Below are 18,238 nucleotides of genomic sequence, written 5' to 3'. Positions count from 1 at the left end.
GAAGCGGGCATTGTAGGGGCCGAGTGTGACAGGCATCTGTCACGGCGCGGGAGCTTCGGGCAATCCCCAGTCCCCCCTCTCGCGCCAGATGGTAGTGACTGTCATGTTGTTGCGCCGCAACATGGAGCGTTCGCTGGCCACGATCTCGCCCAGGCGCATGCGGCCACGCGCCTCGAAGAAGCTGGTGGCGACCGACAGGTTCTGTCCCTCGAATTTCTGCGGCAGGCCCAGCGCGTTGGAGGCATCGGCCAGGCTGCGCAGCGGGCGCGATGCGCGCAGCTGCACCAACTGGCTGGCCTGGGACCAGGTCAGGTCCTCCACGCTGGCCCAGATGACTTCGGCGCTGGCGGTGTTGAGGTTGACGGGCGTGTTCTCGGGCAGCAGGGTGATGTAGGGCTCCAGGCGCGAGACGACCTCGGGCGGCAATCCCAGCCAGCCGAGCTGGCTCAGCGTGCGCGGCATCAGGAACTGCGCGCCCTCGCCGGCGGTGGCCGCTGCGCGCAGGGCCTGGACGATCTGGGCGGCATAGGCAGGGGGCAGGTTCAGGCGTTCCAGCAGGCGTGCCAGCGGGCGCAGGGTTTCGGGCTTGTCGGGCGCGCCCAGCAGGTTGCGCAGGTTCAGGCGCGACTGCAGGTCGATGATCTGGCCCGAGAGAAAGGCGTCCTGCATGTCGGCCATGCCGTCATCGACCTGGCTGACGTTGTTCTGCGCCGCCAGGAAGGTGGACAGGCGCGCCTCCTGCAGCGGTACGGCCCAGGGTTCGGCCAGGTGGTCCACCTGCAGGCTGGTGCGCGCATCCTCGGCCAGCACCACGCGCGACCAGTCCAGCGCACCCAGCAAAATCCAGGCGGCCTGCATGCGGTTGCGCTCGGCGGTCTCGACCTCCACGCTGCGCCACTGCTGCCACAGCGCGGTGGCAGCAAAGGTGGCGACCAGCGTGACCGTGAGCATGGCGGCCAGCAGGGCCACGCCGCGATGGCGGCGGCGGACGGGCAGGGTGCGGGGTGCGCGCATCATGATCGGCTGTTGGATCGCAGGGGGTTGACCCAGTCCATGGTGACGCGGCCGGGGACGGCGCTGTCGGGCGGCAGGGTCAGTTCGACGCGTATGCCGTCAGGAATCGCGGGCAGCTGTGCGCTGCTGTTGGTGCCGCCGGATGGTGGATTGGGCGTGCCCGTGCCGTTGTCCGAGCCGCTGGACTGCGGGTTGCTCCAGGCGTTGTCACGGTAGTAGTACAGGCGCCACTGGTCCAGGGGCAGCAGCACGGTTTCGCGGCGGCGCTGGTCGTCCGAAGGATTGCGTCCCCATTGCGCCCCCTGGTTCCAGGCCTCGCGCCACTGGGCGCGCGTGCGCAGCGGTGGCGACTGCCAGCGCAGCCACTGGTCGCGTCCGGCTGTCTGGCGGCGGGCCCAGGCCACGACCACGGCGCCATCGTCCACGGCGGCACTGCTCTTGCGGGTCATGCGCAGCACCTGGCCATCCCAGTCGATGACCTGGGCGTGCTCCAGCGGCATCAGTGCTTCGAGGTCGGCATTCCACTGGGCGATCACGGTCTGCAGCACGATCTGCTGCTCGTTGCGCGCGCGAATGGTCTCCTGCGAGCGCACCATGCTGTCCAGTCCGCGCCAGCTCACCAGGGCCAGCAGGGCCATGACGGCGATGGCCACCATCAGCTCCACCAGGGTGAAGCCTTGCGCGCGGGAGAAAGGGCGCAAACGCATCTAGAAGCGGCCCACGATGGTCGATACCCGCAGCACCGGATGCTCGGCCGTGACGACCAGGGCATCCACGCGGCGGAAGCTGGGGTTGGGCGTGGGGCGCACGCTGAGCTGGACCTGCAGCTGCCGGCTGCCCTGCTCGCAAGTGAAGCTGTTGTCGCCCACGGGCGGCATCTGGCGCGACAGGCGCAGGCGCACCAGTTCGTTTTGCGCGCACAGCTGGGCCAGCAGCACCTCGGACTGGCGCTCGGCATTGCGAGTCAGGGCCGATGTGGCCTGCAGGCCTGCCATCAGTGCAATGCCCACGATGCCCAGGGCCACCAGGACCTCGATCAGCGTGAAGCCGTGCGGCAGGCGCCTTGGCGCGCCGTGCCTGCGGCGTGGTCCGTGGATGCCTGTCATGGCAGGGATTGCACGGCAAAGGGCCGCAGTCCATCCGTGGCCACGCGCAGCGGCGGGCTGTTGGAGTCGCGCAGCGTCAGCGTGACGGACTGGGGAGGAATCAGTGGCTCGGGGCCGAGGATCAGCGGCGTCGCCGGCTGTGCCTGCACCCCGGGCTGCAGCCATTGCGAAGGCAATTGCGCGCTGGCCGGCAGGCCCTCGAAGCGAAAGCCCTGCGGCATGGGCCGCCAGCGCACGGGCACGCCGTTGGCTCGTGCCTGTGCGCGGGCCGATTCCAGCAGTGCGGCCAGGCGCTCGGCCTCGCGTTCCAGCTGGGCCTGCCCGCTGTTGCGCAGAGACAGGCTTGCGCCGGCAGCGGCAATCGCCATGATGCTGATGACCACCAGCAGTTCCAGCAGGGTGAAGCCGCGCGAAGGAATGGTCAGGGTGGGCGCAACCGTCTGGCGGGGCATGAGAGCAGGCAGGCCCGCCGGGAGTGCGGGCCTGTGGTGCGGTGCAGCGCGGCGCTTGCGGGCCATCGCCCGGGCCATCGACTTACTGCCAGCTGCCGATGTCGGCATCCTTGCCCTCTCCGCCGGCCTGGCCGTCGGCACCGAAGGACATGATGTCGATGGGGCCCTTGATGCCCGGATTCAGGTACTGGTACGGGCGGCCCCAGGGATCGTTGGGCAGCTTTTCCAGGTAGGGCTTCCAGTTGTTGGGCAGCGGTCCGCTCGTGGGACGGATGATCAGGGCCTGCAGGCCCTGCTCGGCCGTGGGATAGCGCTGGTTGTCGAGGCGGTAGAGCTTGAGCGCCTGGGAGATGTTGGTGATGTCGGTGCGTGCAGCCGTGACGCGGGCATCGTCGGCGCGGTCCAGCACGTTGGGCACGATCAGGGCCGCCAGCACGCCGATGATGACCAGGACCACCATCAGCTCGATCAGCGTGAAGCCGCGCTGGACGGCGGTGCGCAGGGCAGGCAGCGGACGGCGGGGAAGGCTGGTCATGGAACGGTGCAGCAAATTGGACATATCGCTCCATCATAATCGCGCGATGGTGACACTTTCATTGAACCGGGGCCAGGCCCGGACCTGGCACGTCAAGGCGGCCACATTCGTGCTCTGGCTGCTGGCGGCCGGCATCGTGGCTTTCTGGGCCATGCGCCTGGGCAATGGCGGCGCGGGGGCGCCCGTGCCACCGGCTCCCCCCGAGGCACTGCAGGTCGATGCACCCGCGCTGGCGCAGGCCCTGGGGGGCGTGGCCGCTGCTCAGGGTGTTGCTGTGCCCGTCGCGGCGCCTGTGGTCTCGCGCTATGCGCTGGTGGGTGTGCTGGCCGGTCGCGACAGCGGCGGCGGCGCGGCGGTCATCGCCGTGGGCAACCAGCCGGCCAAGCCGTTTCGCGTGGGGCGTGCCGTGGAAGAGGGCGTGGTGCTGCAGTCGGTCTCGGGCCGCGAGGCGCGCCTGGGCCCCAGCGTCGATGGCCCCGCCTCCATCACGCTGCAGCTGTCCCTGCCCGACAAGCGCTGAGTCCGGTCAATGCGGCGGCTGCAGTTCCAATACCAGCCAGCCGCCAAAGTCAGGCGCCGGCAGCGTCCACTGGGCCGCCTGAGGCAGGGCGTTGCCTTCACGCATCAGCCATTGCACGCAGCGCGCCACGCCGGCATGGGTGATCCAGACGATGTCGCGCCCGGCGCCGTCGTCCTTCGAGTACATCCTTGCCTGCTGCAAGGCCTCGTCCACCCTGCGCAGCATGGCGGCCAGGGACTCTCCCCGGCCCGGCGCGTGCCCGGCAAGGTCTGCCGCCCAGGCATCGATGGCGCTGCGGTCCAGCGCATCCCATGGCTGGCCTTCCCAATCGCCGAAGTCCATCTCCAGCAGGCGGCTGTCCGCCGCCGATGCCAGGCCGGGCCGCAATGCCTGCAGGGCCTGTGCCAATTGATGGCATCGGCGCAGTGGCGAATGCGCCAGCAGACAATCCGCAGGCAGGGCGAGGTGCAGGGCCTGCGCCGCATCGGCCGTGGCCTGGGCGTCGGCCTCCATGTCGAGCCGGCCATAGCAGATGCCGGGCTCCACCAGGGGGCGGGCATGGCGTACCAGCCAAAGGCGCGGCGTTGGGAGAGCGTTCATTGCATGCGCATCAGCACAGCGGCGGCGCCCAGCAGCATGGCCAGTTCACAGACCTGCTGGGCGGCGCCCAGGCAATCGCCCGTCATGCCGCCCAGGCGACGGCGCAGCCAGCGCACCATGGCGGCCGTGACCATGGCGCCGGGCAGGACCAGGCCGATGACGAGCGGCAGGCCCGCCAGCCACGCCGGCAGCGCCAGGGCGGGCAGGCACCAGAGGATTGCCGCGACCAGGCCCCTGGCAGCCAATGGCCGACCCGCGGCGTGCAAGGCCTTGGAGTGGGCGGCCTGGCCCACATAGGGAAGGCATTGCATGAGGGCCAGCGGCGCCATGCGCGACAGCACATGGATGCTGCACAGCAGCAAGGCCGCCCATTGCACGTGGATGTCGACCAGCAGCGCGACCAGGGATAGCTTGGCCAGCAGTGCCATCACCAGGGCCATGGCGCCGTAGGCTCCCAGGCGCGAATCCTTCATGATTTCCAGCGCGCGCTCGGGCGGGACAAAGCCGCCCAGGCCGTCGGCCACGTCGGCCAATCCATCCTCGTGCAAGCCCCCTGTCATCCATAGCGTGGCAATGGTGGACAGCACGGCAGCCACCAGAGGCATCCAGGGGCTGGGTGCCAGCAGCCAGCCTGCGGCCAGCAGCCACGCCGCGCCCCAGGCGCCGACCAGCCAGCCCACGCCCGGCAGATGGGCCACGCTGGCGTGCTGCATTGCCGGACTCCAGCCGGCCCAGGCCGCAAGCCGCCCGGTGACCGGAATGCGGCTGAAGAACTGCAGGGCCAGCAGGAAATGGCGTATGGGCTGCATGTCTGGACAGCCGAGGCGGGGCCTACTTCAGGAAGAGCTGGTAGGCAGGGTTGCCGGTTTCCTCGACCCAGGGGTAGCCAAGATTGCTCAGGAAGGCGTCGAATTTCTTGCCATCCTTGGCGGGCACCTGCATGCCGACCAGGATGCGGCCGTAGTCCGCACCCTGGTTGCGGTAGTGGAACAGCGAGATGTTCCAGGTCGGCGCCATCAGGCTGAGGAACTTGAACAGTGCGCCGGGGCGCTCGGGGAAGACGAAGCGCAGCAGGCGCTCTTCCTGCGCCAGCGGCGAATGGCCGCCGACCATGTGGCGCAGATGCTCCTTGGCCATGTCGTCGAAGGTCAGGTCCAGCGCCTCGAAGCCCTGCTTCTCGAAGTTCCTGGCGATCTTCTCGGACTCGCCGCGCGCTGCCGTGGTCAGGCCCACGAAGACATGGGCCTTGTTCTCGTGGCTGATGCGGTAGTTGAACTCGGTCACGTTGCGCGGGCCGCCAGGCAGCTTGCCCACGACTTCGCAAAAGCGCTTGAAGCTGCCGCGTTCCTCGGGGATGGTCACGGCAAAAAGCGCCTCGCGCTCCTCGCCCACCTCGGCACGCTCGGCCACGAAGCGCAGCCGGTCGAAGTTCATGTTGGCGCCGCACAGGATGGCGGCATAGGTCTCGCCCCTGGTCTTGTTCTTCGCGACGTACTGCTTGATCGCCGCCACGGCCAGGGCGCCGGAGGGCTCGACGATGGAGCGCGTGTCCACGAAGATGTCCTTGATCGCGGCGCAGACGGCATCGGTATCGACCACCACGTAGTCGTCCACCAGGCCCTGGGCGATGCGGAAGGTCTCCTCGCCCACCAGCTTGACGGCCGTGCCGTCGGCGAACAGGCCCACGTCGGCCAGCTCCACGCGGTGGCCAGCGCGCACGGACTGCAGCATGGCGTCCGAATCCTTGGTGTGCACGCCGATCACCTTCACGTCGGGGCGCACGGCCTTGATGTAGTTGGCCACGCCCGAGATCAGGCCGCCGCCGCCGATGGCGACAAATACGGCATCCAGGCGCGGGCTGCCCAGCTTTTGCAGCTGGCTCAGCATTTCCATGGCAATCGTGCCCTGGCCGGCGATCACATAGGGATCGTCGAAGGGGTGCACAAAGGTCAGGCCCTTTTCCTTTTGCAGCCTGACGGCGTGCTTGTAGGCGTCGGAATAGCTTTCCCCGGCCAGTTCCACCTCGCCGCCCAGCGCCTGCACCGCATCGATCTTGACCTGCGGCGTGGTGGTGGGCATCACGATCACGGCGCGGCAACCGAGCTTGCGTGCGCCCAGCGCCACGCCTTGCGCATGGTTGCCGGCCGAGGCGCAGATCACGCCCTTTTCCAGCTGCTCGGCGGACAGGTGTGCCATCTTGTTGTAGGCGCCTCGCAGCTTGAAACTGAACACCGGCTGCTGGTCCTCGCGCTTGAGCAGCACCTTGTTGTGCAGGCGGCGGCTCAGCGCCTTGGCGGGCTCCAGGTCCGACTCCACGGCCACGTCGTATACGCGCGCGGTAAGGATCTTGGTCAGGTAGTCGGCAGGGGTCAGGGGGTGGTTCATCGTCGGCGAAAGGCTGGAGAGCAGCAGGCCGGGAGGCGGCCCGTCGGTGTCAGGCGGCCATCATAGGCGCTTGTGACTCATGCTGCAGTGCAGCGTCCAGGCTGGGCCAGGGACGACAAAGGCAAAAAAAAGCCCCAGGCTGTAAAGCCGGGGGCTGAATCCACCAATAGAGGAGGTGGAGGAGACAACTGGTGCGATGCAGAGTGAAGTTGGTTCACAATCTGCAGTCCATCTGGAGGGCTGTCCGGGTTAACCCTTCAGATAACGCTTGGGTGCATTGTATGCACGGCAGGTGCTGCGTTGCAACAAAATCAGGGTTTTTGTGTAGTTGATGCAAAATAGCAACAGTTTTTTGAGGACGCAACAATGGAATGCACAGTGAGTTGGACAGGCGGCACGACCGGCATGCGCTCGGGCATGGGCTTCGTGGCGGAAACGGGCAGCGGCCATGTGGTCAATATGGACGGGGCGCCGGATGCGGCCAATCCTGCCAATGGAGGCCAGAACCAGGCACCCCGCCCCATGGAAATGCTGCTGGCAGGCGCAGGCGGCTGCACGGCCTACGACGTGGTGCTGATCCTCAAGCGCGGCAGGCACGCGGTCAAAGGCTGCAGCGTCAAGCTCACTTCGGAGCGCGCGGACACCGACCCCAAGGTGTTCACCAAGATCCACATGCAGTTCACCGTCAGCGGCACCGGCCTGCCAGCGGGCGCGGTGGAGCGGGCCATTGCCATGAGCCACGACAAATACTGCTCGGCCACCATCATGCTGGGCAAGACGGCCGAGATCACCACGGGGTTCGACATCGTCGAGGCCTGATGTGTCTGGGGGCTTGGGTCCGTGCCTCGGCAGGGACTCGGCAAGAATGAAGAAAGCGGGCCGGGCCCGCTTCTTTTTTGGCTGGATGCAGCTCCCGTCGTTTCAGAAGCTTCGGATCTCAGATGCGGTGAGCGGTCGTCGTCATGACCTTGGCGGCCAGGCGCATCAAGGCGCGGGCGGGCGGCGGCAGCTCCAGTGCGCCGGCTTCACGCGCAGCGGCGGCATGGCGCTCCTCATCGTCCTTCATGCGGGCCACCACGGCCAGCGAAGGGCGGTCCTCCTCGGGCAGACGGCCCAGATGGGATTCCAGGTGGGCGGAAACCTGCTCCTCGGTCTCCACCACGAAGCCCAGGCTGGCGGCGTCACTGATCTTGGCGGCCACCACGCCGATGGCGAATGCCCCGGCGAACCACAGCGGGTTCAGCAGGCTGGGTCGGTCGCCCAGGGCGTTGAGGCGGTCGCGGGTCCATGCCAGATGGTCGGTTTCCTCGCGGGCTGCCTCCAGCAGATGCTCGCGCAGCACCATGTCGCGCGTCACCATGGCCTGGGCGTTGTACAGCGCCTGGGCGCAGACCTCTCCGACATGATTGACGCGCATCAAGGCGCCCGACAGGCGGCGCTGTGCCTCGGTCAGCTCACCTTCCGCGATGCCGGTGGCGGGCGAGCGCTCGGCCGCGGAAGGCTGTGCAAACAGGGTGCGAAGCGCCGCATCGGCGGCAGTCAGTATCTTGTCCATGGGCGGTCCCTAGAGCGGAAAATCTTGGCAAATTCAGGGTCTGAACGGTACACCAGGACGACATGCCCTCTCTTTGTGCAAGCGCAACAAGGCCGGCGCGATGTTCGGGTTGGGCCTGATTGTGTTGGTCTGCAGGTTTGTTGCGGCAGTGCAACGAAAAACGGGGGTTCAAGCCCGTTTGTGGGTGAATTTCTTTGCATGGGCAGCGGCGGTCTGGTGCAATAGGCCCTAACTTCCCCACCAGGAGGTTGGCGCGGGAAACCGGTGGAGCCTCAGGCCAAGCCTCTCTTCCTCACGACCGGCGCCCTTCTAAACCTTGGAGTAACTCGTAATGAAAAAATCTCTGATTGCCCTGGCAGTGCTGGCTGCTTCCGGCGCCGCAATGGCTCAATCCTCCGTGACCCTGTTCGGTATCGTGGACACCAACGTTGCCTACGTGAACAAGGACGCAGCTGGCGACAGCCGTTATGGTCTGGGCACCAGCGGCGCTTCCACGAGCCGTCTGGGCCTGCGCGGCACGGAAGACCTGGGTGGTGGTCTGAAGGCTGGCTTCTGGCTGGAAGGCGAAATCTTCGGTGACGATGGCAACGCCAGCGGCTTCAACTTCAAGCGTCGTTCCACCGTGAGCCTGTCGGGCAACTTCGGTGAAGTGCGCCTGGGCCGTGACCAAGTTCCGACCTTCCAAAAGCTGACCTCCTACGACCTGTTCAGCGCCACCGGTATCGGCCAGTTCATGGGCTTCCGTAACTGGGCTGCTGGCCAAGGCGCCGACGACAACGGCATCCGCGCTAACAACCTGATCTCGTACTACACCCCCAACTTCGGCGGTTTCAACGCCGGCTTTGGCTACGCTTTCGACGAAAAGCAAACCATCGGTACTGCTGACAGCGTCGGCCGTTACATCGGCGGTTACGTTGCATACGACAACGGCCCCCTGAGCGCCAGCCTGGGCGTTGCCCAGCAAAAGACTGCCGTTGGCGGCCTGGCTACCGACCGTGACGAAATCACCCTGGGTGCTTCGTACAACTTCGGCGTTGCCAAGCTGAGCGGCCTGCTGCAACAGACCAAGTTCAAGCGCGACATCGGCGGCGACATCAAGACCAACTCCTACATGCTGGGCGCTTCGGCTCCCGTGGGCGGCGTGGGCGAAGTCAAGCTGCAGTACGCTCTGTACGACCAGAAGGCCATCGACTCCAAGGCTCACCAGATCACTCTGGGCTACGTGCACAACCTGTCCAAGCGCACCGCTCTGTACGGCAACCTGGCATTCCTGAAGAACAAGGATGCTTCGACCCTGGGCCTGCAAGCCAAGGGCGTGTACGCTGGTGGCGTGCAAGCTGGCGAAAGCCAGACTGGCGTGCAAGTCGGTATCCGCCACGCTTTCTAATGAACGGCTGGCGTAAGCCAGTTGCCATTTGAAGCAAAAAAGAGCCAGTCTTCGGACTGGCTCTTTTGTTTTGTGCTAGGGAAAGACCTGTGTTGTGCTTGTGCCAACGGTGACGAGGCGGGAAAAGCGTTTCTAGAATGAAATTTCCACCAACCAATCGTTAACAAGAGAGAGACAACACAATGAATTCTTCATTCGTGAAAAAGAGCGTGGCACTGGCGGTGTTGGCAGCAACGGCACCCTTGGCAGCATTCGCCCAGCAAAGCAGCGTACAGCTGTACGGCATCGTCGATGCCGGCGTGCGCCACACCACCAATGAAGGCCCGACCAAGAGCGGCAAGACCCAGATGATCGGCGGCGGCATGTCGCAAAGCCGCTGGGGCATCAACATCACCGAGGACCTGGGCGGCGGTCTGGCAGCCATTGCCAACCTGGAAGCCCGTTTCCTCACCGACACCGGCGAGCAGGCTGCGGCAAGCTACTTCCAGCAATCCTGGGTGGGCCTGCGCAGCAAGAGCTTCGGCCAGATCACCCTGGGTCGCCAGTACAACATGCTGTTCGATCTGGTGACGTCCACCTATGCCTCCTTCCCGTATTCGCCGTACATGGAGGCCTACAAGCCTGAAATCGGCATGTCCATGGGCGCGCGCGCCAGCAACATGGTCAAGTACCTGGCCGAGTTCGGCCCCGTGCGCGGCGCATTGCAGTATTCGTTCGACGAGAACAACACCTTCGACAAGGTCGGCACTGGCGTGGTGCCCGGTGGCGCCATCAAGACGGCCGGCGGCTATCTGCGCTACTCGCAAAGCGGCATTTCCGCAGGCGCCGGCTACCTGGGCACGACGCTGCCGGCCGGCACCAAGGTCGATGCCTATACCCTGGGCGGCTCCTACCGCGTGGGTCCCTGGTACGTCAACCTGGGCTACGGCCTGAACAAGCGCAAGGACGCATTCCCGGCGGCAACCGCAGGCGGTGGATTCGACCAGGCCATCCTCAACTCCTTCTGGACGGGTTCGTCCAACGGCGGCTTCGTGGCCGGCGACGCCAACAAGCGCCAGATGTACAAGATGGGCTTCGGCTACCAGATCACGCCCCAGATCAATGTGGGCGCGCATTACTACCATGCCAAGCAGTCGGGCTCGGGCACGGGCAATTTCAATGGCAAGGCAGACTTCCTGGTGGCGGTGCTCGACTACGCCTTCTCCAAGCGTACGGATGCCTATGTGGCCCTGGACCACACCAAGACCAGTGGCGGCTCGGGCGTGATGCTCGACGCCAATGGCGCCACCAAGCGCACGGGCTTCACCGTCGGCCTGCGCCATCGCTTCTGAGCGCGCGGCGTTTGCGCAACGGATGGCCTCCTTCGGGAGGCCTTTTTGTTTCCTGTCGATGGGCTGACGGTGGGCGGGCGCGATTTCCTGCGTTAAGGTAATGCGCAGGCCAATGAAGCGAAAGAACCAAGGCGATGGAAGCCACTCGATACAAGGCAGGCGGTCGGGTCTTTGCCCAGATCGCTCAGTACCACCCCGAGCTGACGGCGCTGCGCCGCGAGCTGCATGCGCATCCTGAGCTGGGGTTCGAGGAGCGCTTCACGGCTGCGCGCGTCAAGGAGGCCTTGCGGCAATGCGGCGTGGACGAGATCCACGAAGGCCTGGGCACCACGGGCCTGGTGGCCGTGATCCGTGGCCAGGGGCATAGCTCGGGAGCGATGGTGGGCCTGCGTGCCGACATGGATGCACTGCCCATGGTCGAGCACAACGAATTTCCCTGGAAATCGGGCAAGCAGGGGCTGATGCACGGCTGCGGGCATGACGGCCATACGGCCATGCTGGTGGGCGCCGCCCGCTACCTGGCTGCGACACGGCGTTTCGACGGCTCGGCCGTGCTGGTCTTTCAGCCTGCCGAGGAAGGACGGGGCGGCGCGCGGGCCATGATCAATGACGGGCTTTTCGACCGCTTTCCCATGCAGTCCGTGTACGCCATGCACAACTGGCCCGCCATGCGCGCCGGCACCGTCGGTATCAACATGGGCGCGATGATGGCGGCGGCCGACCGCATCACCATCGAGATCACGGGGCGCGGCGGCCACGGCGCCCATCCCTACCAGACGGTGGACGTGGTGCTGGCGGCCGCGCACATCACCACGGCGGTGCAGAGCATCGTCTCGCGCAATGTGCGCGCCATCGACAGTGCCGTCATCAGCCTGTGTGCCGTGCAGGCCGGGGACCTGGGCGCCTTCAGCGTGATGCCGGGCACGGCAACGCTGGTGGGAACCGTGCGGACCTTCGATCCCGCCGTGCAGGACCGTGTCGAGCAGCGCCTGCAGGAGTTGTGCAGCGCGGTGGCGCTGGGGCTGGGTGCGACGGCCAAGGTCAACTACGAGCGCATCTATCCCGCCACCATCAATTCCCCCACGGAGGCCGCCTTTGCGGCCGACGTGGCCCAGGCGCTGGTGGGCGTGGAGAACCTGGACCGGCAGCTGGAGCCCAGCATGGGCGCGGAGGATTTTTCCTTCATGCTGCAGCACAAACCCGGCGCCTACCTGCGCCTGGGGCAATCCACGGGCGCCCAGCCCGGGGTGCCGCTGCACAGCAGCCGGTATGACTTCAACGACGAGGTGCTGCCGCTGGGCGCTGCCCTGCACGCCAGCCTGATCGAGCAGGCCATGCCGCTGCCTTCGCAGGACGTATAGCGCAGGCGGAGCCGGTCAGCGGGGCGGTCCCTCGGTCGCAAGAAGGTGGGCCTTTACCGTTTCCAGGATCTCGTCGGACAAGGCTGGATTGGCGGCGACCGTGGCACGTGCCAGGACCAGGGCGCCCACCATGCTGCTGAGCATGGCCATGGCCTGGGCGCGCTGTGCGGCATCGGGTGCCTGATCGTCGCCAAGTGTGCCGATCACGCGCGCAAACCTGCCGATGTTGCGTTCCACCCCTTCGGCGAACACCGCTGAAAGATCACCACCTGCCCGAGCCACGTCCACGGCCAGCGCCGCAGCGGGGCAGCCCTCGCCGGGGCTGTCGCGGTGCTGCGGCGACAGATAGGACTGCACGCGCGCGGCAAGGCTGCCGGCCTGTACACCCTGCAGGCCGTCCAGCGGCGCGATGGACCAGTCGAAGGCGCGTGCGCAGGCCTCGCGCACCAGCGCATCCTTGGATTCGAAGTGGCGATAGAGCCCGCCGTGCGTGAGCCCCGCGCCGCGCGTCACCTCGGCCACGCCGACGCCGTCCAGCCCGTGCTCGCGGTACAGCCGTGCGGCGGCTTCGAGGATGTCCTGCCGGTTCTGCGCGGCCTGGGCTTTCGTGACTTTCATGTGCACTGTCCAATGATTATGGTTGTCATCAAAATGCGTTTATGATGACGGCCATCATCATAAGTCCGTGCCTGCAGGCAATGCTCACCATCTGCGGCAGGGGCTGTGCACTCTACAGGGAAGAACCGATGAACGCCTCTTCAATCCCGAGCAGCCTGTGCCCCGTGCGCGCTGCAGTCTCTGCATGGTCCATCAGGGAGCGTTCATGAGCACGGGTCCTCTCGCACGCCGCGTGGTCATCACGGGCATGGGCATGGTCTCGCCGCTGGGTCGGGGCACTGAATTGGCCTGGCGGCGGCTGCTGTCCGGCGCATCGGGCCTGAGCCGGCTGCCCGAGGATCTGGCGCCCGATGTGCCGGGCCAGGTGGCAGGCCAGGTGCCCGACCTGGCCCGGGACCCGGAAGGCGGCTGGGACATCGATGCCGTGGTCTCGCCCAAGGACCAGCGCAAGATGGACCGCTTCATTCCGCTGGCACTGGACGCTTCGGACCAGGCCCTGGCCCAGGCCGGCTGGCAGCCGGCCAGCGAGCAGGAGCGCACGCGCACGGCCTGCATCATTGGCTCGGGCATCGGCGGCTTTGGCGCCATTGCCCAGGCCGTGCGCACCACGGACAGCCGGGGGGTGTCGCGCCTGTCGCCCTTCACCGTACCGTCTTTCCTGGTCAATCTCGCGGCCGGGCATGTGTCGATACGCCATGGGCTCAAGGGACCGCTGGGAGCCCCCGTCACCGCCTGCGCAGCCAGCGTGCAGGCCCTGGGCGACGGCCTGCGCATGATCCGTTCGGGCGAGGCCGATGTGGCGCTGTGCGGCGGCGCCGAGGCGGCCATCGACCGCGTGAGCCTGGGCGCGTTCGCGGCGGCCAAGGCCCTTTCCACGGGATACAACGACCGGCCCGAAGAGGCCTCACGCCCCTTCGACGCGGGCCGCGACGGCTTTGTCATGGGCGAGGGCGCGGGCGCCCTGGTGCTGGAGGGACTGGACCACGCCCTGGCGCGTGGCGCCGTGCCGCTGGCCGAAGTGGTGGGCTACGGCACCAGTGCCGATGCCTATCACATCACCTCGGGCCCGGAAGATGGCGACGGCGCGCGCCGCAGCATGGCACAGGCGCTGGCCATGGCCGGGCTGTCGCCGGATCAGTTGCAGTACCTCAATGCCCACGCCACCTCCACGCCCGTGGGCGACCGGGGCGAGCTGGCGGCCATGCGCTCCCTGTTTGGCGAGGGCAGCGGCGTGGCGATCAGCTCCACCAAGTCGGCCACGGGCCATCTGCTGGGCGCGGCGGGCGCGGTGGCGGCCATCTTCACGGTGCTGGCGCTACGCGACCAGATGGCGCCGGCCACGCGCAATCTCGTGGAGCCCGATCCCCTGGCCCAGGGGCTGGACCTGATCGCCGGCGCGGCCAGGCCCTGGGCCATGGAGCATGCCCTGGTCAACGGTTTCGGCTTTGGTGGCGTCAACGCCTCGCTGGTGCTCAGGCGCTGGCAGGGCTGAACGAGGCGGGTGGGCCTGGGGTTGGTGCTACGTGTAGCGCTTGGCCCGCAGGTTGTTCTTCATCTGCTCCAGCGCAGGCTGCAGGGCCGGGCCGATGCGCAGCGCCACACAGGTGGCCAGCACGTCGATGACCAGCAGGTGCAGCAGGCGCGACACCATGGGGCTGTAGCGGTCGTAGCCCTCGGGATGGTCGGCGGCCAGATGGATGTGGCAGGCCGAGGCCAGGGGCGAGCCGCTGGCGGTGATGGCAATCGTGGTGGCGCCGTTCTTGCGCGCGATGTCGGCGGCGTCCATCAGGTCGCGCGTGCGGCCCGAGTTGGAGATGATCACCGCGCAGTCGCCGGGTCCCAGCAGGGTGGCGCTCATCACCTGCATGTGGCCGTCGCTGGTGGCCAGGCTGGTCACGCCCAGGCGAAAGAACTTGTGCTGCGCGTCCTGCGCCACGATGCCCGAGTTGCCTGCCCCGTAGAACTCGATGCGCCGGCCTGTCTGCCAGGTCGAGGCGATGGCCTGCGCCGCCTGCTCTATGGCCGTGGTGCTGGCGGCATTGCGGTATTGCAGGAAGGCGGCCACGGCGTTGTCCACCACCTTGACCATCACGTCGCTGGTCTTGTCGTCGGTGTCCACGCTGCGGTGGATGAAGGGCACACCCTCGCTGACGCTGCCGGCCAGCTTGAGCTTGAAGTCGGCCAGGCCGTCGTAGCCCATGCTGCGGCAAAAACGCACCACCGTCGGCTTGCTGACATGGGCTCGCTCGGCCAGTTCGCGCACCGGCTGCCGTGCGAAGGCCCGTGGATCGGCCAGCACCAGGCGGGCCACGCGTTGTTCGGCGGGAGCAAGCGAGGGCAGCGAGGCGGTGATGCGGTCCAGCATTAGGCGGTGGGCGGTGTTCTGTGGGTGAAGGGGGCGGTTGCCGCAAGGCAGGTCCAGCGCGCATTTTGCATGAGCTGCAGCCTCTGCTTACTTTCGCGACGCCGATGCAAACCATGCAGGCGCATACACTCTGAGGATTTGCCGGTACAAGCGCACCGCTGTGGTGCGACGCCGCCTTTCCCCCAGGCTCCCGCCCAAAGGATGACCGATGAACCAGCTTGATGCGCTTCGACAGTACACGACCGTGGTGGCCGATACCGGCGACTTCCACCAACTGGCCCAGTTCCAGCCGCGGGACGCGACCACCAATCCCTCGCTCATCCTCAAGGCGGTGCAAAAGCCCGAGTACGCGCCGCTGATGCGCGCCACCGTGGCCCAGTACAAGGGCCGCCGCCTCGACGAGGTCATGGACCGCATGCTGGTGCGCTTCGGCTGCGAGATCCTGAACACCATTCCGGGCCGCGTCTCCACCGAAGTCGATGCGCGCCTGTCGTTCGATACCTCGGCCACCGTGGCGCGTGCCGAGCGCCTGATCGAGCTGTACCAGGCCGAAGGCGTGCACATCGACCGCGTGCTCATCAAGATCGCCTCCACCTGGGAAGGCATCGAGGCCGCACGCCAGCTGGAGCTGCGCGGCATCCACACCAACCTCACCCTGCTGTTCTCGTTCTCCCAGGCCGTGGCCTGCGGACAGGCCAAGGTGCAGCTGATCTCGCCCTTCGTGGGCCGCATCTACGACTGGTACAAGAAGCAGGCCGGCGCCCAGTGGGACGAGGCCGCCATGGCCGGCGCCAACGATCCCGGCGTGCGCTCCGTGCGCGCCATCTACGAGCACTACAAGCACTTCGGCATCGCCACCGAGGTCATGGGCGCGAGCTTTCGCAACACGGGCCAGATCGTGGCGCTGGCGGGCTGCGACCTGCTGACCATCGCCCCCGAACTGCTGGCCCAGCTGGGCGCCAGCGATGCGCCCCTGGCGCGCGCCCTGGACCCCGAGGCCGCGCGGACCCTGGCCCTCGATCCCGTGCACTACGACGAGGCCGGTTTCCGCCTGGCCCTCAACGAGGACGCCATGGCCACCGAGAAGCTGGCCGAAGGCATACGCGCCTTCGCTGCCGACACCCGCAAGCTCGAAGCATTGATGCAGCAGGCCGCAGACTGATTGGATGAAGATCTTGCCCGTTTTGTGCAACACCTTGCCGGCCTGGTCGGCACTTGAACGCCATTTCAACGAAGACATCCGGTCCCTGGATCTGCGCCAGGCCTTTGCCGCGGACGCGGGCCGGCTGGACGCGCTGAGCCAGCAGGCCCCGCATGTCTTCGCCGACCTGTCCAAGAACCTCTGGACCGAAGCCACCGAGACGCTGCTGCGCGAGCTGGCGCAGCAGGCCGGCGTGCTGGCCCAGCGCAACGCCATGCTGGCCGGCGAGCCCGTCAACTGCACCGAGGGCCGCGCCGTCATGCACTGGCTGCTGCGCATGCCGCGCGACGGCGGCCAGCTGCGTCACTGCGCCACCGTGCAGCAGTGGCAGCCGGCCATGCACGAGGCGCTGGCCCAGGTGCACGAGACGCTGGACGCCATGCTGGCCCTGGCCGAGCAGGTGCGTGGCGACGGGGGCATCACCGACATCGTGAACATCGGCATCGGCGGCTCGCACCTGGGCCCCGAAGTGGTGGTCAATGCGCTGGAGGACTGGGTCGATGCGGGCAAGAATTTCCATTTCGTCTCCAACGTCGATGGCCATGAGCTCGGCCATGTGCTGCGCCGCGTGCGCCCGCACAGCACGCTGTTCCTGATCGCCTCCAAATCCTTCACCACGGCCGAGACCATGCTCAACGCGCACTCGGCGCGCCGGTGGTTCCTGGAGCAGGGCGGCAGCGAGGATGCGCAGGCCGCGTGCTCCATCGACCGGCACTTCGTGGCGCTCACCACCAATGTGCAGGCCGCAGCCGACTTCGGCATCCGCCGCACGCTGGGATTCTGGGACTGGGTGGGCGGGCGTTTTTCGCTGTGGTCGGCCATCGGCCTGCCGGTGGCCATCGCCATCGGGGCGGCGCAGTTCCGTGCGCTGCTGGACGGCGCCCATGCCATGGACGCGCATTTCTTTTCCTCCGGCGTGGAGGGCAACCTGCCGCTGCGCCTGGGCCTGCTGGACGTCTGGTATCGCGATTTCTGCGGCTTCTCCAGCCGCTGCATTGCCCCCTACAGCCATGGCCTGCGGCGGCTGACCGCCTATCTGCAGCAGCTGGAGATGGAGAGCAATGGCAAGGGCGTGACGCGCGACGGGCAGACACTGCCCGTGCGCACGGCGCCCGTGATCTGGGGCGAGCCCGGCACCAATGGCCAGCATGCCTTCTTCCAGATGCTGCACCAGGGCCAGGACGTGATTCCCGTGGAATTCATCGCACTGCGCGACGGCGGCAAATACCTGGGCGCCCACCACCAGAGCCTGGTCGTCAACGCCATTGCCCAGGCCCAGGCCCTGATGGAGGGGCGCCACGGCGAGGGTGCGGAGCGCCATTGCGCGGGCAACCGGCCCAGCAGCTTCCTGCTGCTGCAGCAGCTCGATCCGGCATCGCTGGGTGCCCTGATCGCACTGTACGAGCACCGTGTCTTCTCGGCCGGTGCGGTGTGGGGCATCAACAGCTTCGACCAATGGGGCGTGGAGCTGGGCAAGCACCTGGCGCGCCAGCTGCATGCGCGCCAGGACTGCGGCGACTGGCAGGGCGTCGATGCCTCGACGCAGGGCCTCATGCACCGGCTTGCGGCAGGGTCGGCCGGCTGACCGGGCGCTGCGGGCCTGTGGCCCCCGCAGCGCACCAGCAGGGTGCCGGGTCATGTGGGTGGAGCATGACCTTCTTCCATTTCATCGTTATGCACAGGCGCCTGATTGCTCGATAGTTGATGCAATCGCCTTGACGGCGGCCCTGCTTGCATGCAGCCAGTGACGGCGGCTCGGCAGGGTGGAGGCGCAGCGCGCCTTCGGACCTGCAACAACTATCCAAGGA

19 protein-coding genes are annotated in these 18,238 nt (G+C 67.1%); 8 read left to right on the top strand and 11 right to left on the bottom strand.

Annotated elements, in window-relative coordinates:
* Positions 1-39: 39 nt before the first annotated feature.
* The 5 genes from gspK to gspG form a co-directional block, all read right to left on the bottom strand.
* The gene (gene gspK / locus PO605_RS17235) at positions 40-1,017 is read right to left on the bottom strand and encodes a type II secretion system minor pseudopilin GspK (protein ID WP_016448733.1); all 978 of its coding nucleotides are present in this window, start codon (positions 1,015-1,017) and stop codon (positions 40-42) included.
* Entirely contained in the window at positions 1,014-1,721 is a 708-nt protein-coding gene (locus tag PO605_RS17230) for a prepilin-type N-terminal cleavage/methylation domain-containing protein (protein ID WP_043790035.1), read from the bottom strand. Before PO605_RS17230 ends, gspK begins: the two co-directional genes overlap by 4 nt.
* Positions 1,722-2,120, bottom strand: a complete 399-nt coding sequence (gspI, locus tag PO605_RS17225) for a type II secretion system minor pseudopilin GspI (RefSeq protein WP_016448731.1) — start codon at positions 2,118-2,120, stop codon at positions 1,722-1,724. It abuts the gene before it with no gap.
* Positions 2,117-2,572 (bottom strand): GspH/FimT family pseudopilin, encoded by a 456-nt coding sequence (locus PO605_RS17220; protein WP_047467942.1) that lies wholly within the window; start codon positions 2,570-2,572, stop codon positions 2,117-2,119. The genes gspI and PO605_RS17220 overlap by 4 nt, the downstream gene beginning before the upstream one ends.
* Positions 2,573-2,654: 82 nt before the next feature.
* Positions 2,655-3,131: a type II secretion system major pseudopilin GspG gene (gene gspG, locus PO605_RS17215; protein WP_016448729.1), complete on the bottom strand. Its 477-nt coding sequence runs from the start codon at positions 3,129-3,131 to the stop codon at positions 2,655-2,657.
* A gap of 22 nt (positions 3,132-3,153) precedes the next feature.
* Here gspG and PO605_RS17210 point away from each other — a divergent pair, with 22 nt between their 5' ends.
* Positions 3,154-3,627 (top strand): type II secretion system protein N, encoded by a 474-nt coding sequence (locus tag PO605_RS17210; RefSeq protein WP_016448728.1) that lies wholly within the window; start codon positions 3,154-3,156, stop codon positions 3,625-3,627.
* Positions 3,628-3,633: 6 nt separating this feature from the next.
* Here the strand turns inward: PO605_RS17210 and PO605_RS17205 are convergent, their stop codons facing one another.
* The 3 genes from PO605_RS17205 to ilvA are packed head-to-tail and all read right to left on the bottom strand — an operon-like array spanning position 3,634 to position 6,612.
* Entirely contained in the window at positions 3,634-4,227 is a 594-nt protein-coding gene (locus PO605_RS17205) for a histidine phosphatase family protein (protein ID WP_047467935.1), read from the bottom strand.
* Positions 4,224-5,036 carry an adenosylcobinamide-GDP ribazoletransferase gene (locus PO605_RS17200; RefSeq protein ID WP_272206666.1) on the bottom strand — a complete coding sequence of 271 codons (813 nt, stop codon included), beginning with the start codon at positions 5,034-5,036 and terminating at the stop codon, positions 4,224-4,226. The genes PO605_RS17205 and PO605_RS17200 overlap by 4 nt, the downstream gene beginning before the upstream one ends.
* Positions 5,037-5,058: 22 nt before the next feature.
* Positions 5,059-6,612 carry a threonine ammonia-lyase, biosynthetic gene (gene ilvA, locus PO605_RS17195; protein WP_017404585.1) on the bottom strand — a complete coding sequence of 518 codons (1,554 nt, stop codon included), beginning with the start codon at positions 6,610-6,612 and terminating at the stop codon, positions 5,059-5,061.
* Between the two features lie 366 nt (positions 6,613-6,978).
* Here ilvA and PO605_RS17190 point away from each other — a divergent pair, with 366 nt between their 5' ends.
* Positions 6,979-7,431, top strand: coding sequence for an OsmC family protein (locus PO605_RS17190; protein ID WP_016448724.1), 453 nt, complete (start codon positions 6,979-6,981; stop codon positions 7,429-7,431).
* 118 nt (positions 7,432-7,549) lie between these two features.
* On the opposite strand, the gene coq7 is transcribed toward PO605_RS17190, so the two are convergent.
* Complete coding sequence (gene coq7, locus PO605_RS17185) at positions 7,550-8,167, bottom strand: 2-polyprenyl-3-methyl-6-methoxy-1,4-benzoquinone monooxygenase (protein WP_016448723.1); 618 nt, start codon at positions 8,165-8,167, stop codon at positions 7,550-7,552.
* A gap of 331 nt (positions 8,168-8,498) precedes the next feature.
* Here coq7 and PO605_RS17180 point away from each other — a divergent pair, with 331 nt between their 5' ends.
* The 3 genes from PO605_RS17180 (at position 8,499) to PO605_RS17170 (ending at position 12,246) form a co-directional block, all read left to right on the top strand.
* The gene (locus PO605_RS17180; protein ID WP_047326424.1) at positions 8,499-9,554 is read left to right on the top strand and encodes a porin; all 1,056 of its coding nucleotides are present in this window, start codon (positions 8,499-8,501) and stop codon (positions 9,552-9,554) included.
* A gap of 182 nt (positions 9,555-9,736) precedes the next feature.
* Positions 9,737-10,885: a porin gene (locus PO605_RS17175; RefSeq protein ID WP_016448721.1), complete on the top strand. Its 1,149-nt coding sequence runs from the start codon at positions 9,737-9,739 to the stop codon at positions 10,883-10,885.
* A 134-nt stretch (positions 10,886-11,019) separates the two neighbouring features.
* On the top strand, positions 11,020-12,246 hold the full coding sequence (locus tag PO605_RS17170) for a M20 aminoacylase family protein (RefSeq protein ID WP_047472722.1): 1,227 nt from the start codon (positions 11,020-11,022) through the stop codon (positions 12,244-12,246).
* A gap of 15 nt (positions 12,247-12,261) precedes the next feature.
* Here PO605_RS17170 and PO605_RS17165 read toward each other — a convergent pair whose 3' ends face one another.
* Positions 12,262-12,864 carry a TetR/AcrR family transcriptional regulator gene (locus PO605_RS17165; RefSeq protein ID WP_272206665.1) on the bottom strand — a complete coding sequence of 201 codons (603 nt, stop codon included), beginning with the start codon at positions 12,862-12,864 and terminating at the stop codon, positions 12,262-12,264.
* A gap of 205 nt (positions 12,865-13,069) precedes the next feature.
* On the opposite strand from PO605_RS17165, the gene fabF reads away from it, so the two are divergent.
* Complete coding sequence (fabF, locus tag PO605_RS17160) at positions 13,070-14,356, top strand: beta-ketoacyl-ACP synthase II (RefSeq protein WP_047218864.1); 1,287 nt, start codon at positions 13,070-13,072, stop codon at positions 14,354-14,356.
* A 27-nt stretch (positions 14,357-14,383) separates the two neighbouring features.
* On the opposite strand, the gene PO605_RS17155 is transcribed toward fabF, so the two are convergent.
* Complete coding sequence (locus PO605_RS17155; protein ID WP_016448717.1) at positions 14,384-15,229, bottom strand: MurR/RpiR family transcriptional regulator; 846 nt, start codon at positions 15,227-15,229, stop codon at positions 14,384-14,386.
* A 208-nt stretch (positions 15,230-15,437) separates the two neighbouring features.
* Here PO605_RS17155 and tal point away from each other — a divergent pair, with 208 nt between their 5' ends.
* Both tal and pgi read left to right on the top strand, forming a co-directional pair.
* Positions 15,438-16,391: a transaldolase gene (gene tal, locus PO605_RS17150; protein WP_047472720.1), complete on the top strand. Its 954-nt coding sequence runs from the start codon at positions 15,438-15,440 to the stop codon at positions 16,389-16,391.
* A gap of 4 nt (positions 16,392-16,395) precedes the next feature.
* Positions 16,396-18,015 (top strand): glucose-6-phosphate isomerase, encoded by a 1,620-nt coding sequence (gene pgi / locus PO605_RS17145; RefSeq protein WP_047472719.1) that lies wholly within the window; start codon positions 16,396-16,398, stop codon positions 18,013-18,015.
* Positions 18,016-18,238 lie beyond the last annotated feature (223 nt).

This window comes from Delftia sp. DT-2, assembly GCF_028401915.1.
Classification (GTDB): Bacteria; Pseudomonadota; Gammaproteobacteria; order Burkholderiales; family Burkholderiaceae_C; genus Comamonas; species Comamonas tsuruhatensis.
This window is presented reverse-complemented; position numbering and strand designations above follow the sequence as displayed.